Source organism: Umezakia ovalisporum Ak1311 (genome assembly GCF_029891685.1).
GTDB lineage: Bacteria > Cyanobacteriota > Cyanobacteriia > Cyanobacteriales > Nostocaceae > Umezakia > Umezakia ovalisporum.
This window is the reverse complement of the sequence record NZ_JANQDJ010000009.1, coordinates 17,933-32,349: the sequence shown is the minus strand read 5'-3', so window position 1 is coordinate 32,349 and position 14,417 is coordinate 17,933. Positions and strand designations below refer to the sequence as shown.

Annotated in this window: 13 protein-coding genes and 2 pseudogenes; 9 read left to right on the top strand and 6 right to left on the bottom strand. The window is 40.5% G+C overall.

Annotated elements, in window-relative coordinates:
• The first annotated feature begins 34 nt into the window (after positions 1-34).
• Positions 35-1,111, top strand: a complete 1,077-nt coding sequence (gene acsF / locus NWP25_RS01310) for a magnesium-protoporphyrin IX monomethyl ester (oxidative) cyclase (protein ID WP_280652486.1) — start codon at positions 35-37, stop codon at positions 1,109-1,111.
• 97 nt (positions 1,112-1,208) lie between these two features.
• Here acsF and NWP25_RS01305 read toward each other — a convergent pair whose 3' ends face one another.
• Both NWP25_RS01305 and mnmG read right to left on the bottom strand, forming a co-directional pair.
• Positions 1,209-1,787 carry a TIGR04376 family protein gene (locus NWP25_RS01305; protein ID WP_280652495.1) on the bottom strand — a complete coding sequence of 193 codons (579 nt, stop codon included), beginning with the start codon at positions 1,785-1,787 and terminating at the stop codon, positions 1,209-1,211.
• A 165-nt stretch (positions 1,788-1,952) separates the two neighbouring features.
• Positions 1,953-3,875: a tRNA uridine-5-carboxymethylaminomethyl(34) synthesis enzyme MnmG gene (gene mnmG / locus NWP25_RS01300; protein WP_280652496.1), complete on the bottom strand. Its 1,923-nt coding sequence runs from the start codon at positions 3,873-3,875 to the stop codon at positions 1,953-1,955.
• A 159-nt stretch (positions 3,876-4,034) separates the two neighbouring features.
• On the opposite strand from mnmG, the gene pap reads away from it, so the two are divergent.
• From pap to NWP25_RS01270, 6 genes and pseudogenes are all read left to right on the top strand, one after another.
• Positions 4,035-5,534 carry a polyphosphate:AMP phosphotransferase gene (pap, locus tag NWP25_RS01295; RefSeq protein WP_280656443.1) on the top strand — a complete coding sequence of 500 codons (1,500 nt, stop codon included), beginning with the start codon at positions 4,035-4,037 and terminating at the stop codon, positions 5,532-5,534.
• Between the two features lie 202 nt (positions 5,535-5,736).
• Positions 5,737-5,925: pseudogene (locus tag NWP25_RS01290) on the top strand (RNA-guided endonuclease TnpB family protein); the annotation flags it as partial.
• 437 nt (positions 5,926-6,362) lie between these two features.
• The gene (locus NWP25_RS01285) at positions 6,363-6,788 is read left to right on the top strand and encodes a response regulator (protein WP_280652488.1); all 426 of its coding nucleotides are present in this window, start codon (positions 6,363-6,365) and stop codon (positions 6,786-6,788) included.
• 326 nt (positions 6,789-7,114) lie between these two features.
• Entirely contained in the window at positions 7,115-7,351 is a 237-nt protein-coding gene (locus NWP25_RS01280) for a hypothetical protein (RefSeq protein ID WP_280652489.1), read from the top strand.
• A gap of 368 nt (positions 7,352-7,719) precedes the next feature.
• Complete coding sequence (locus NWP25_RS01275) at positions 7,720-7,854, top strand: hypothetical protein (RefSeq protein WP_280652490.1); 135 nt, start codon at positions 7,720-7,722, stop codon at positions 7,852-7,854.
• Between the two features lie 187 nt (positions 7,855-8,041).
• A complete protein-coding gene (locus NWP25_RS01270) occupies positions 8,042-9,190 on the top strand; it encodes a histidinol-phosphate transaminase (protein ID WP_280652491.1) in 1,149 nt (382 codons plus the stop codon).
• Positions 9,191-9,230: 40 nt separating this feature from the next.
• Here the strand turns inward: NWP25_RS01270 and NWP25_RS01265 are convergent, their stop codons facing one another.
• Positions 9,231-9,785, bottom strand: a complete 555-nt coding sequence (locus NWP25_RS01265; protein WP_280652492.1) for a hypothetical protein — start codon at positions 9,783-9,785, stop codon at positions 9,231-9,233.
• Positions 9,786-10,633: 848 nt separating this feature from the next.
• Between NWP25_RS01265 and NWP25_RS01260 the strand changes: the two are divergent.
• A pseudogene (locus NWP25_RS01260) lies at positions 10,634-10,786 on the top strand (transposase); the annotation flags it as partial.
• A gap of 122 nt (positions 10,787-10,908) precedes the next feature.
• Here the strand turns inward: NWP25_RS01260 and NWP25_RS01255 are convergent.
• Both NWP25_RS01255 and arsS read right to left on the bottom strand, forming a co-directional pair.
• Positions 10,909-11,523 carry a GNAT family N-acetyltransferase gene (locus NWP25_RS01255; RefSeq protein ID WP_280652493.1) on the bottom strand — a complete coding sequence of 205 codons (615 nt, stop codon included), beginning with the start codon at positions 11,521-11,523 and terminating at the stop codon, positions 10,909-10,911.
• Positions 11,524-12,101: 578 nt separating this feature from the next.
• A complete protein-coding gene (gene arsS, locus NWP25_RS01250) occupies positions 12,102-13,085 on the bottom strand; it encodes an arsenosugar biosynthesis radical SAM (seleno)protein ArsS (protein WP_280657698.1) in 984 nt (327 codons plus the stop codon).
• A gap of 72 nt (positions 13,086-13,157) precedes the next feature.
• Here arsS and NWP25_RS01245 point away from each other — a divergent pair, with 72 nt between their 5' ends.
• Positions 13,158-13,316 (top strand): hypothetical protein, encoded by a 159-nt coding sequence (locus NWP25_RS01245; protein WP_280650903.1) that lies wholly within the window; start codon positions 13,158-13,160, stop codon positions 13,314-13,316.
• A gap of 84 nt (positions 13,317-13,400) precedes the next feature.
• Here NWP25_RS01245 and arsM read toward each other — a convergent pair whose 3' ends face one another.
• Positions 13,401-14,369, bottom strand: a complete 969-nt coding sequence (gene arsM / locus NWP25_RS01240; protein WP_280650904.1) for an arsenosugar biosynthesis arsenite methyltransferase ArsM — start codon at positions 14,367-14,369, stop codon at positions 13,401-13,403.
• Positions 14,370-14,417: the final 48 nt, after the last annotated feature.

Genomic DNA, 14,417 nt, shown 5'->3' with positions numbered 1-14,417 from the left:
ATCAAGATAATAAAGACAAAAGAGCACTTAAAAAATGGTAGATTCCCTCCAAAAACCAGGCTTTGAAGAAATGCGCCCAGGGGTGAAAGTCCCGGCAAAAGAAACCCTGTTAACACCAAGGTTTTACACCACTGATTTTGATGAGATGGCGAGGATGGATATATCCGTCAACGAAGACGAATTACAAGCCATTCTTGAAGAATTCCGTGCCGACTACAACCGCCATCACTTTGTTCGCGATGCAGAGTTTGAGCAATCCTGGGAGGACATTGAAGGCGAAACTCGTCAATTATTTGTAGAATTTCTCGAACGTTCATGCACGGCAGAATTTTCGGGATTTTTGCTGTATAAAGAACTAGGCCGCCGTTTAAAAGACAAAAGCCCTGTATTAGCTGAGTGCTTTAACCTCATGTCACGGGATGAAGCGCGTCATGCAGGCTTTTTGAATAAAGCCATGTCAGACTTTAATCTGTCTCTAGATTTAGGCTTTTTAACTAAGAGTCGGTCTTATACATTCTTTAAGCCAAAATTCATATTCTACGCCACTTATCTTTCGGAAAAAATTGGTTACTGGCGCTACATCACCATTTATCGTCATTTAGAAGCACATCCTGAAGATAGAATTTATCCTATTTTCCGCTTCTTTGAAAACTGGTGTCAGGATGAAAACCGTCACGGTGACTTCTTTGATGCCATTATGAGATCCCAGCCCCAAATGTTGAACGATTGGAAAGCCAAGCTGTGGAGTCGCTTCTTCCTATTGTCAGTGTTTGCCACAATGTATCTCAATGACATTCAGCGTAAAGACTTTTATGCTGCTATTGGATTAGATGCGCGAGAATACGACATCTATGTGATTAAAAAGACCAATGAAACCGCAGGTAGAGTCTTTCCTCTAATGCTGGATGTAGACAACCCAGAATTTTATCAGCGATTGGATGTGTGTGTGCAGAATAATGAAAAGTTATCTGCCATCACTAATTCTCAAGCTCCCAAATTCTGGAAATTCTTGCAAAAAGCACCAATTTATCTCTCTCATGGCTGGCAGTTATTGCGTTTGTACTTAATGAAACCCATTGATACTGTTTGTACTCATGGAGTAGTTCGCTAGGTTAGACAACTAATTTTTTGGTATCAAGTGGTTTTGTGTATAACAGAACCACTTTTTTTAGCAGTTGACATACTCAGCTTGGATAACTCAAACCAAATCATTTTCCTAAATTATGCTTCATTTTTTCTAACTCACCTTCAATTTCCCAACGGCGAAACTTTTCTTCTAAATCGTCTAATCCACTGGTATAAATGTTAGTTGCACTCCACCAGCCATCTGTTTTTAACTGTTGTTGCTGACTTTGACCTTGGGTGCCGGCTGTCTGGGCTTCCTTGGCTTTAGCTTGCACTTCCTGTCGCCGTAATTGAATTTTTCCCAGTAGTTGTTGAGATTGGGCTATGCGTTCTTTTAAACCTTGCATTTGTCCCCAGCGCTGGTTTCCTTCTCGCAATAAAGCTGCTTCTCTTTCCTGGGCTGCAGATGCTAAATCCTGTCTACCAGCATTTTTAGCCTTTTCAACTCGGATATGCCAACGCTGAATTTCTTGTGCCGTAGAGAGAATTTCGTCTTGCGATCGCTTTTCCTGTACTTTTAGATCTGCAATCAACCTTAATGTATCTTCCTCTTGCTGCCGCAGCTGTTCTAACAGCGCTTCTAATTCCAAATGTGGATTGTTCCGCAAGAATTCTTCCAAACGATTTTCTAGAAACTGACTTAAATCATCAAATAAGCCCACGAATAGAACTCCAAAGGTCGAGTGTTTGACTATTGTATTGTAGTCACTATTATCTATGACTGTGCCTAACTGTGTGAGGAAGGAAACCCATTTGATCACTAATTAACATTTACCCGGCATTACTGCACCTAGAAGTTTCAGCAATTCTTGTTAATCAAGTTTAAATTAAGCTAATGCCGGAAAATCTGACTGGATATTGTTTTTACGTAATTCTAAATATATTAACAAGGCGTTGATATCAGCAGGATTAACTCCCCCAGTACGTGATGCTTGACCGATAGTAAGGGGTTTTACCTGAGTGAGTTTTTCTCGTGCTTCTTTAGAAAGAGTATCAATTATTGTGTAATCTAAGTCCGCAGGTAGATGACGGTGTGCTTGACGAGCAATTTGTTCAATTTGATTTTGTTGTCTAGCCAGATAGCCAGAATACTTGATGTCAATTTCTGCGCCTTCTTTTTCTGCTGGTTTGAGGTTGGGGTTTCCCAGGCCGTGGCTATCAAGATCAACGTAATGAAATCCGGGACGGCGTAGTAATTCAGCTAAAGTAATTGAGCCTTTAATCGTTTGTTGGCATCCACTGGCCATTGCCCGGCCTATTTGATCATGTTCTTTAATTCTAGTGGTATGTAGGCGTTCTTTCTCCTCAGTAATGTGCGTTTGTTTTTCAATAAACAGATTCCATCTGCGATCATCAATTAAGCCTATTTCTCTTCCTAAAGGTGTTAGTCGTTGGTCAGCATTATCAGAACGCAGTAGTAAGCGATACTCAGACCTACTAGTGAGCATTCGGTAAGGTTCCCGCAAATCTTTTGTACACAAGTCATCAATTAGCGTACCAATATAACTGTGTTCACGGGGGAGGATCATCATTTCTTGACGTTTAACTAACCGTGCTGCATTAATTCCCGCCACAATTCCTTGAGCTGCGGCTTCTTCATAGCCAGTGGTACCGTTAATTTGTCCTGCACAAAATAAACCAGAAATTTTCTTAGTCATGAGTGTGGGATAACACTGAGTTGCCGGTAAATAGTCATATTCCACAGCATAGGCTGGACGCAGCATGATACATTTTTCTAAACCAGGCAGACTGCGTAACATTTGCAATTGCAAGTTTTCTGGCAAGCCTGTAGAAAACCCTTGGATATATAATTCCGGTATATCTCGTCCTTCTGGTTCAATAAATATTTGGTGGCTGTCTTTATCAGCAAAGCGGACTATTTTATCTTCTATACTGGGACAATAGCGAGGCCCTTTGGCTTCTACCCAACCACCATAAACAGGTGATAAATGTAAATTTTCTCGAATCAGGCGATGGGTTTCCCCCGTGGTACGGGTGATGTAGCAAGGAACTTGTTCTCGTTCTACCCACACATCAGGGTCAAAGCTAAACCAGCGTACTTCTTCATCCCCTGGTTGGATGGTGATTTTACTGTAATCAACTGACCGCTTATCTACTCGTGCTGGGGTACCAGTTTTTAATCTGCCAGTTTCAAATCCCAATCTATGTAAGGTTTGCGTTAAACCCTCAGCAGCAAATTCCCCAGCTCGTCCTGCTACCATGGATTTATTACCCACCCAAATCTTACCGCCCAAAAAAGTGCCAGTGGTCAAGATTACCGCTTCGCACCCAAAAGCGACACCAAAGTAAGTCTGAACACCAATCACTTCCTCGTTAAGACCCAGCACCAAGTCTGTAACCATTGCTTCACGAATGGACAAATTTTCTTGGTTTTCAACAATATTTTTCATTACCGCGGCATATTCGCGCTTGTCACTTTGGGCCCGTAATGCCCACACCGCAGGACCTCGTGAAGAGTTGAGGATGCGCTTTTGTAGATAAGTGCGATCTGCAACCTTGCCAATTTCCCCACCCAGTGCGTCCACCTCATGGGTCAACTGAGACTTAGCCGGGCCCCCCACTGCTGGATTACAAGGTTGCCAAGCGATTTTATCTAAGTTGAGTGTCAGCAGCAAAGTACGACAGCCCAGGCGCGCAGCTGCAAGGGCCGCTTCGCAGCCGGAGTGACCTGCACCGACGACAATGACATCAAAAGCGTCTTGAAATTCAACGGAATTGTGCATGGTCATTTTTACAGGGCAAGCAAGTTTAGAGTCATCCACTATTTTAACTGATTGAGTCATCAAGCATAGTTAATTTCCCCCATTTGACTGAGATCAATTTCTTTAGCCACAAAAAATATTGCCAAAATGTCATAATTCACCAATACCAATACCTCACAAGTTTATATGCTAGATACATTAAATTTAAAACTGTCTTTAGATAAAGCTACTTATAAATCAGAAATTGACAGGCTGATGCATCAACTGCGAGAACTGCAAAATGCCTGTTGGGGTAAAAAATTGCCTGTAATTGTCGTTCTAGAAGGATGGGCTGCTTCTGGTAAGGGTGGACTAGTTAAGCAAATAATTTCTTACATGGATCCCCGTGGATTTCAGGTACATCCCATTTGGCCACCGACCGCAGAAGAACGCAAATACCCATTTCTATGGAGATTTTGGCAAAAACTGCCCGCCCAAGGTCACATGAGCTTTTTCTATCACAGTTGGTACACTCATGTCTTAGAGGAACGCTTGTTTAAGCGCTTAGAAACTGATCAAGTTCCTACCGTCCAACAATTATTCGGGCAAATTAATTCTTTTGAGCGGCAAATGGTGGATTATGGCACTGCCATCGCTAAATTTTGGTTACATCTGAGTCGTAAAGAATTGAAAAGTCGCTTAAAAGATTATGCCAAAGATGAACTAACAGCTTGGCGGGTGCGAAAAGAAGATTGGAAACAAGCAAAACATTATCACCGCTACGCCTCTTTTGCCGAAGAAATGCTGGTGCAAACCAGTACAGGTGTTGCGCCTTGGACTTTAGTAGAAGCTGAATCTGAGCGGTGGGCGCAGGTGAAGGTGCTAACCCACCTGGCTAGTACATTAACTACTGCCTTAGATCAACTGAAAATTAAGCTTTCTCCCCCGTCTTTACCTGCACAAACACAATTAGAAATCACAGAGTCAAATTTACTGGCACAAGTTGATTTGAGCTTAAGTCTTTCCGAAAAAGACTATGAAGAGCAATTAGCCAAGGCTCAGGTAAAACTACGCAAGTTGCAATTAAACATCCACAAGTATGACATTCCCGTATTGGCAATATTTGAGGGTTGGGATGCCGCAGGTAAAGGTGGAGCCATTAAGCGGCTTACCCGCATTCTCGATCCTCGGAGTTATTTTGTTCATCCCTTTACTGCTCCCACAGATGAAGAAAAAGTCCATCATTACCTCTGGCGATTTTGGCGCAGATTACCCACAAAAGGAACTATTGGTATTTTTGACCGTTCCTGGTACGGACGGGTATTGGTTGAAAGAGTGGAGGGCTTTGCTTCTGAAACTGAATGGCGCAGAGCCTACCGAGAAATTAATGAGTTTGAAGCTCAGTTAACAAGTGCAGGCTATGTTTTAGTCAAGTTTTGGCTACACATTAGCCCAGAAGAACAACTTCACCGCTTTACAGAACGTCAAAACAATCTCTTTAAACAATACAAGCTCACCGATGAAGACTGGCGCAATCGGCAAAATTGGAATTATTACGATGTAGCAATAAATCAGGCAATTCAGCGCACCACTACCCCCTCGGCTCCCTGGACAATTGTCGCCGCCAATGACAAATACTATGCCAGAGTCAAGGTGATTAAAACTGTTGTGGAAACTATAGAAGCTCAGTTGAAAAGCCGTAATTGATATAGCCCTACTCAGGAGTTGTCATTCCTAGCATTGCGTATCGCTAAAGCGGGACGTGACTGCTTTGTTGCTCTCACCATGAAATATCACCAGCAATTTTCCCTAGTTAATATCATACATTTACCAGGACATTGATAAAAAAAATCAATACACTTTTTTGACTTTCCTGTTGATGGACACAGATATTCTGACAACCAAAAACAAGAAATTTACAGGAAAGAAGGGATATCCCCGATTTGAAAAAGATAACGGTTCAGTTGAATATAATAGTTCTGGATGGTCATTACATTTAACAAAAAGACGCATCACTTTTACTGATAAAAAAGGTATTGGTGAACTTAAGTTCTTGGGTAAATGGGATATTCATACATACCTTCTCAAGTTAATTAAGTGAGTCAGAATTGTTAAACGTGCTGATGGTTTGTATAGTAAATATTCCCAATCTAGCAAAAAATAAGGGAGAGCATCCCCCTTCGCCTAGGGTGCCGTCAGGCATATTAATCTGGGGGAGTTTAAGCCTCTACTTTCCTTGACCCTAGCCTGGTGGAGCAAGTTTTGACGGTGAATGTAGAATCCCTTCACCTAAAGCTAGGGGAATGTCAAATAGATAAACCAGTACATTTTTCTATTCCTTTATCTATAATGGGGATAGATATAAATGAAATATTGCTGCAAAAAAAAAATGACTTGCGAAAATACATCTGGTTGGCTTTAAGAATAGATTCGTTTATTCTTTTCCTGCTCAATTGAGTTGCGTTTTCAAAACTTGTTTGCCCTGTGAATGTGAGTTCTACTCAGGGTGTCACAGCTACACGAGGATAAGATTTAATGTATACTCAATCCATTTCAGTTCAAGGTTTACGCTTGCTCATTGTTGACGACGACCCTGACACAAGGCAAATTTTAAATATCCTTTTTGAATTGGAAGGAGCTAAGGTCACAGCTGTTCCTTCGGCAAGTGAGGCTATAAATGTCATACCTCAATTTAAACCTGATATTTTAATTAGCGATATATCTCTACCGGATGAATCAGGCTATTCTTTGCTCCACAAAGTTAGAAGTTTAATGGCAGCACAAGGAAAACAGATTCCCGCTATTGCTTTAACAGGTTTTGCTAGAGAAGAAGACCGAATATATGCATTCGCTTCGGGTTTTCAAGCACACTTATGCAAGCCAGTCAATTTGGATGAATTAGTCTATGAAGTTGCTAGTCTCGCTCAATGTCAGCACCTTGAAAGAATGGGTATTTTATGAAACATAACTTGGTTATTGCCAACTTTTGCTGATATTGGTTGGGAGAAGGCAGAGGGGAGAGGGCAGAAGGCAGAAGGAAGAAAGATATAATTGAAATATTGACATACTTCAAACTTCACTCCATCAAACATTTGTCGCAAATTAAAGCTTTGATGTGCGTGGCTAATAAAAAATTTTCACTTATCAGGTCTAAAATATAGCAAACAGTATTGACAATCTAAAAATAATGGAATAACAAAGTGGCAGCAGATAAAAAATGCGTTTGCTCACCCCTGGCACAAGACTCTGTAAAGCTGTTAACAAAAATCACAAAATTCAGATCAATCATGCCACAACATACTGACCACAAAACTACTAACTCAGAAACTCAAGCAATCGCCTATAAAACACGTCTCAATTCTTGGGCAATCGCTCGTTTACTTCCTGATACACAACACGAAATTGTGGCTCGTTTCCGCAGTCGTTCTGATGCAGAAGGTTATATGCAGCACTTAAACCAGTTAATACCTAATGCTTCCTTCACTGTGGTTTTTGATTGCCAAAGGGAAGCGTCTGTGATTTAAAATCATCACCTAAGCGATGGCGCGGAGGGCAGTGCTGGAGGCAATCGCACTTAAATGGTAATTAAAATGGCCATCGCTTTGGGACTATGGCACAATTCCCACAGATTAATGCCATTCAGTTCCTTGATTGAGACTCACTGCAACATGATCTTCTCCTGGTGCTTCAGTTTGAGCCCCATTTCCTATCTTGGGGATATCTGGCTCAATGGGGGTTTGATAACCACCAGAAGCCCTGGGAGTATTTTTTATGGGGGCATATTTGTAGTTTGATTATGGCCCTGTGGTCAAAATGTATCGTACTTTCTTTCGTCCTTTGTACTATACTTTAACTGGTCAGTAAAAGCGAATAATAATCAAATTGCTGGTGGATGCCAACACGGAGAGTACTGGTTATTCATATAATTGGTGATAATTTTGGTGTCATCATCCAAGGTGCGGTCATGGAAGTGAAAATGGCTGCAAAGAAGCAGGAGTTCGACACTACTGTGGGTATTCATCCCTGATCCCCAGAAGAATTGGTGACCTTGAAGTAACTTCCACACATTTAACATTCACAATTCCCTATCAAAAACTGGGATGGTGATCACTTTCACCGATTCTGCCAGTTTCCTTAAAGCTCTACAATATAAAACTAATTAACTTGAGTTTCTCAAAGAAAAATTACGCATTACGAATTACGAATTAAATAATATGCTTTCCTTTATCCGTTCAGACTTAGCCCAATTTAACGCTTATAAACCTCACCCTAGCAGTGATACAGCCGCAGCAGTTCCCCTACAGTTAGATCGGCTGGATACGAATGAAAGCCCCTATGATTTGCCATCAGAGCTAAAAGAAAAGCTAGCTTGGACTTATCAGCAAGCCATTGAAACCAATCGTTATCCTGACGGTGGACATGAAACCCTGAAGGATGCCATCGCTCAATATGTCAATCAGTCAGCATCACTCTCACCGTCTGTGTTTACCGGGGTCAATATTTCTCTAGGCAATGGTTCAGATGAACTAATTCGCTCTTTATTAATCGCCACTTGTTTGAAAGGAGAAGGTGCGATTTTAGTAGCTAATCCCACTTTCTCAATGTATGGAATTTTGGCGAAAACTTTGGGTATTCCTGTGGTGACAGTGGATAGAAATAAAGATAATTTTGAAATTGACTTAAAAGCTGCCCAATGTGCCTTAGAACAAACTCAAAATCCCCCCATTCGCGTGGTCTTTGTTGTGCATCCTAATTCCCCCACTGGTAACTGTTTAACTGGGGCAGAATTGTCATGGTTAAGAAGTTTGGGCGAGGATATTTTAGTGGTAATTGATGAAGCTTATTTTGAATTTAGCCAGACTACCTTAGTTAGTGAATTAACACAGCGTCCTAACTGGGTGATTCTACGCACTTTTTCTAAAGCTTTCCGGTTGGCAGCTCTGCGTGTAGGATATTGTGTGGCTCATCCACAGGCGATCGCCATTTTAGAAAAAGTCCGCTTACCTTATAATCTCCCTAGCTTCTCCATCGCTGGGGCATTAGCAGCTATGGAAAATAGCCAACTTTTGCTGGAATCAATTTCTCCAACCCTAGATGAAAGAGACAAACTGATTAAAGTTTTATCCCAGCATCCCAAATTACGAGTGGCAAAAAGTGCTGCTAACTTTATTTTCCTACGTCTTTTAGCAAATAACTCTGACACACAGAACGCTTCTTTAACAAATCTTCATCAAAAACTCAAGACTTCCGGCACTCTTGTACGGGAAATTAGCGGAGGCTTACGAATTACTATTGGTACATCAGAGGAAAACATCCGCACCGTAAATCGGATACAAGCTGGGTTAGCAAATCTAGAATTTTGAAGTTGATCCCCAGATTTATCCACGGGCACAATTGTTGGACTCAATAGCTAAATTTGTCATTCCAGTCATTACCCAAACGCCTTACCATTCCTACCGTTTGAGGAAACACCCCCACTAACAGGGCAAAGACAATATCAGGCATTTGAGCCACGGTTTCCGGCGGAAAGTATTGTTCAAATTGATCTAAAATTTTTTGGATTCGCTGCTGAGGAGGCTGGTTTTCGGTAATTTGCTTGATTAACCGAATCCACTGTCGCCTAATTAAGTAGGCCTTCTCCCGTTCCTCATAAGTTTCAGGAATTAATAAAGACAAATTACCTATGGGTAGTACTCTTTCGCAATCACGATCATAATTCCCGCCAACGGCTGCACCAGGCCCTGCAAATTCTGCATGATAGCGTTTAAAGAGTATTAAGCCATTGCGCTTACGACTATTAACAACGAAAACCTTTCCACTGTGCAAAAGTGTCAGAATATCTGAGCTGTCTGAATGCTCAGTTCCATCTGTCATCACAAGATGGTTTAGGAAAATAGTGTGAGGGTAGTCAGTTGATACCATAGTAGCTTGATACCGTTGGTAGCTTTCGCTATCCATGTTTTCTCGAACTTGCAAATAATTGGGTCGTGGTATGTACTTCAAGGGGGAACTCAGTGAAAACGAATCAAATTTTTAATGTTTTTTGATAATTTATTCCTCACGAAAGCCTAGTGGTTAGTATGGCTAAAATACCAAAAAACAGCATTTGATTAGTAATAATTGATCATATTCTATGGGATTTAGCTAAATTTGTCGTCTAAAAACAAGTAATTTTTTTTAAAGTTTTTATAAAGCTCAATTACTAAATACAAATTTAGTATGAGCCATGAGGATTAGATTAAGGTTAATTTTACGGTTCTTTTATTTTGTCTATTCTTGATATTTTCAAGTAATTGCCATTTACTAGCCTGATCAAATTTACATAACATATTATGTCTAAATATAGAACTCCTATTTGGTTTTTGATAGCTTGGGTGACATAGCTATACAGAACTCCGTACATACTGAAAGCCTTCTTCCCCGTTCAATGTTCACTGTTTCCTGTTGCCTACTTCGACAAAAAACTCACGAATTAAATCGGATCACCATAAAATACATGTGGTTGGGCTATTTTTGTATAGAGCAAATCCCCTAGAGTCAATGTTTTGAAAGCTAAGTATGCTGAAGTTTTCCTCTGGGCATACTTTTGAGGAAAGAATAAATTTTTTTGAGATTTATCCAGTTAATTTCCTTTCTGATCAACTCAACAACTATTCAGGCAGTTTTTGTGCTTCAGTAGAAACACTAATTATTTTTAACTTTTTTTACGTAAATTTGCAAGGTTTACTCAGATATGACTTTGAGCAATAAGTATTTTTACGTAGTCAATGACAAAAAACTCCCAATTAAGTTTCAGAGTAACTAAGAGAACCTCTCGCCTACTTGGACAAGAGTTCCCCCATTTACTAAAATTACCTAGTCTAGGGACAAGCTCTTATTTTGCCTCTAGTGTCGGCAATGTTAGCGGCGAGACTGTTAAAAAATATATTGAAGAACAAAGACATTATGACACTACCTGATGGACTGCCCCTAAGGAACCTTTGCCCTCCCCTACATCCACCGCCTAAAGCACAATAAAGTATCTTCCCCACGTTCCGATACTTTATCTCCCTGGCCTTGGCTGCCTGGGTTTTCTCATAATTTAGTGTATTTTGCCACTCAGATGTTTATGCAACAATATTTGCCGGGATGATCCGAGGAAAAATATATTCCAATGGGATTCTAACTGATGCACCTTATATCCCAGTTTGAAATAAAGTTGCCGTGCCTGATGGTTATTTTCCAAGACGTGGAGATATAAGTCATGAAATCCCCAATCATGGCAGAACCTTTCACAGCTGATCAGGAGGTGTGAAGCAACACCATGTCGGCGGTATTTGGGGTGAACAGCTAAATTAGAGAGATAAGGAAAACTCTTACCGGTCTTTACCCAGGAATCATGGAAGCGCACACTCAATTCCACAGTTCCCACTAAGGTGGGAGTGGAAGCAGTAGTAGTGTCAATAGCAATTAAACAAACATGATTTGGCGCAGGTGATGACAGGCGATGTTTCAGGTCTTCGTAAATACCCAAACGTATGAAGGGAAAAGCCCATCCCCAAAAACCATCATGTCCGTGAAAGCTTTCGGCAATAATATGGGCAATACCAGTCAAATCATCGGGTGTAGCCGTACGAATTTGGAATTGTCGGGAATCTTGTTCCGCGGCAGATAAGACTGAATTTCGGTGGTAACGATGAAAAAACCAAGATGTCAAGGCTAGTTTAGTATTGATTGATTGAATTCAAGGAAAATTTCTCAAATATCCGTAAACACTGTACAAGCCGTGTGGAAATTTAAAATTAACCTTAATAATTGAGTTAGCATTGAAATTCTAACTTAAAGTCGGCGATTTAATCTAAAATAACCTGCCTTGAAAGGTTTGTTGTGATGGTGGCGGTTTCTCAGGGTTAGTAGAGAATACTTAGCAATATTACAGCATAGTACATTAAATGAGCAGCCATGGCATCTGTGGTAGGATCTGAAATGGTTGTACCTCCTGGACTAGTTATGGGATGGGATTATTAGCATTCAAGCTAATTGAACCTTTGCTGTACCTGATTCCCAATAGCACCAGAAAAAAATCACAGTTTACCACAAAGTAACAGTCAAAAAGCTGTTCAGGAAATCGACTCCGTACAAAATAAAAAGCCATACAACATTAGGTTGCACGGCTTTTGGTGTAGTGTGAGGAGCTTAACTAAGTATCATCATAAGCTAATGCCAAAGTGGCAGAACACTCGTAACAGTTTTGGTAACGGAAAAAATTTTTTCTGGAATTGCGCTACCATGACCTCACAGCAAAGCACCACTGCAGCTAGAACCACATCCAGCCGTACAACCATAGCAATAGTTAGCGGTTTGAATCTGATTAATTAAATCTAAACTGCCAAATTCCAGCAATTTGGCAACTGTCACTAATTCACCATTGCGGGTTTTGGCTGGCAAATTCATCATTTGGTTAAAATCGCAATCATACACATTACCCAGATAATCGATTGACAGTTGATTAAGACACATTAAATGTTCAATTGTACTGTAATTAAAATGTGACTCTAAAAACTGCAAATACTTTCCATACAGATTTTTACGTTCCAAATAAATTTTAGTTCTGCCAATGGGCAAATTAGTAATGGTGAACAAGTTATTAAACACAATATCAAAATGTTTTTGCAAGAATATTTTGTAGTCTCGCTCTAGCTTAGTTTGTTCAGGGGCTAAGGAAAACTTTTCACTTGTGGGTAACGGCGGGTTATACACCAAGTCCAACGTTAAATCAGATTTCTTGCCATAACCGAGTTGATTCAGCCATTGCAAGGCTTTAATGGAAGCATTGAAAACACCACTTCCGCGCATTTTATCAACATTATCTGCTAGGTAGCAGGGCATGGAAGCTACAACTTTGACTTTGTGTTTAGCAAAATATGCTGGTAAATCGCCAAATCTATCTTGAAAATAAATAGTCAAATTAGATCTGACAATTACCTGTTTACCCGCGTCTCTTGCTGCCTCTACCAATGGCTTAAATCCATAATTCATTTCTGGTGCGCCACCAGTTAAATCTACAATCTTAATTTCTGGAAATCGGTGAATTAAAGTAATTAACTGTTGACAAATTTCTGAAGATAGTTCTTCTGTTCGTTTAGGACTAGCTTCCACATGACAGTGTGTACAGGCAAGATTACACCGTTTACCCAAATTAATTTGTAAAACAGAAATGCTTTTTTTGGTCAAAGAAGAAATCAGTTTATCCTTGAATAATGTTTCTGTAGTTGGCATTATTTAATAGTTCTGTTTTGATTTTTGCTAATATTACCGAATAACTTTTATGATTGTAACAATCTATTAGCGATGGCATCAGGAAATATACCTTGTGTCGTAAATATTTCTACTAATTTACTTCCCCAGAAAGCCGAGCTGACTGCACCAGCAAAAGTTGTGAAAATAGCCCAAAAATCGCTCTTTGGTAGCTGGTCGTCCCGCTACCAATTAGACTTGCTACACCTTTAAAATTGTCCTTAGCTCCATGAGAATAAGCTAAAAAAACGTAGTCCAAAATAAACTGAAGACTAACATTTTTTGGGCAGTTAAAAGTTAGCAGCAACCACCACCGCTATAGTGCCAGGTTGAAGGGGTAATCATGATTTCATCCGGGTGTAAACTTGCCAGTTTAGCCGCAGTTTTATCACACACTGCTGCGGGAATACCACGCATAAGTACATGTCCTGCTTGATCATCAAAAGAAGATTCTGCACCAGCATAAATTGCTGTCTTACCTGTGAATATACAAGCGCCATCTTCGGGAATATCAACTTTGAAAGCAACAGAATCGAGGCTTTCTAAGAGAAGATGTTTTTCTAAGTTGTAAGTCTGAGTATCTAGGAGACGATAAGGACGACGGGCGCGAATTTCAATTTGACCAAAACCAGCATTAATAATAGATTGAATGTATTCTTCATAAGTAAGTGCCCCTGATAAGCACATAGCACGTAGTCGCTCATCTTGTTTTAAATGTGCAGGAATTGGACAAGTGGCAATTGGATCGCTCATCTGCAAGCGTCCACCTGGTTTTAATACCCTATACGCTTCTGTTAAAGCACGGTTTAAGTCTTCTGGCTCAAAAATATTGAAAAGGCAATTCTGAGCTACAATATCGACGCTAGCCTCAGCCACTGGTAGATTAAAGGCATCACCTTCGCGAATTTCTACAAAACTAGTGTCAAACCAGGGATTTTCCGCAGCAGCAATTTCTAGGTTGCGTGCGGCGGCGGCTCCCATAGCTGCAACGGGCTCAATGGCAATTACAGCACCTGGATAACGAGAAAAATAAGCGAATTGCAGTGCTTCTAACCCACCGCCAACACCGACATACAACACGGTGGGTTGATTGAAAAGTTCACTATGGTGAACAGTAGTACCACAACCATAATTCATTTCCTGCATAGGGAGAGGAATTTTCAGTCCTGGTAGTTGGAGGGGTGTACTTTGAACGCAACAAAGCCCCACTTGGGGTTCTTGTGCAACTTCACTGTAAAACTGCGCTGCTGTTTCTAAATAGGTCATTATAATCTGAGTCTGGTATTTTGTCGTGTAGATTCCACTGTTTGCATC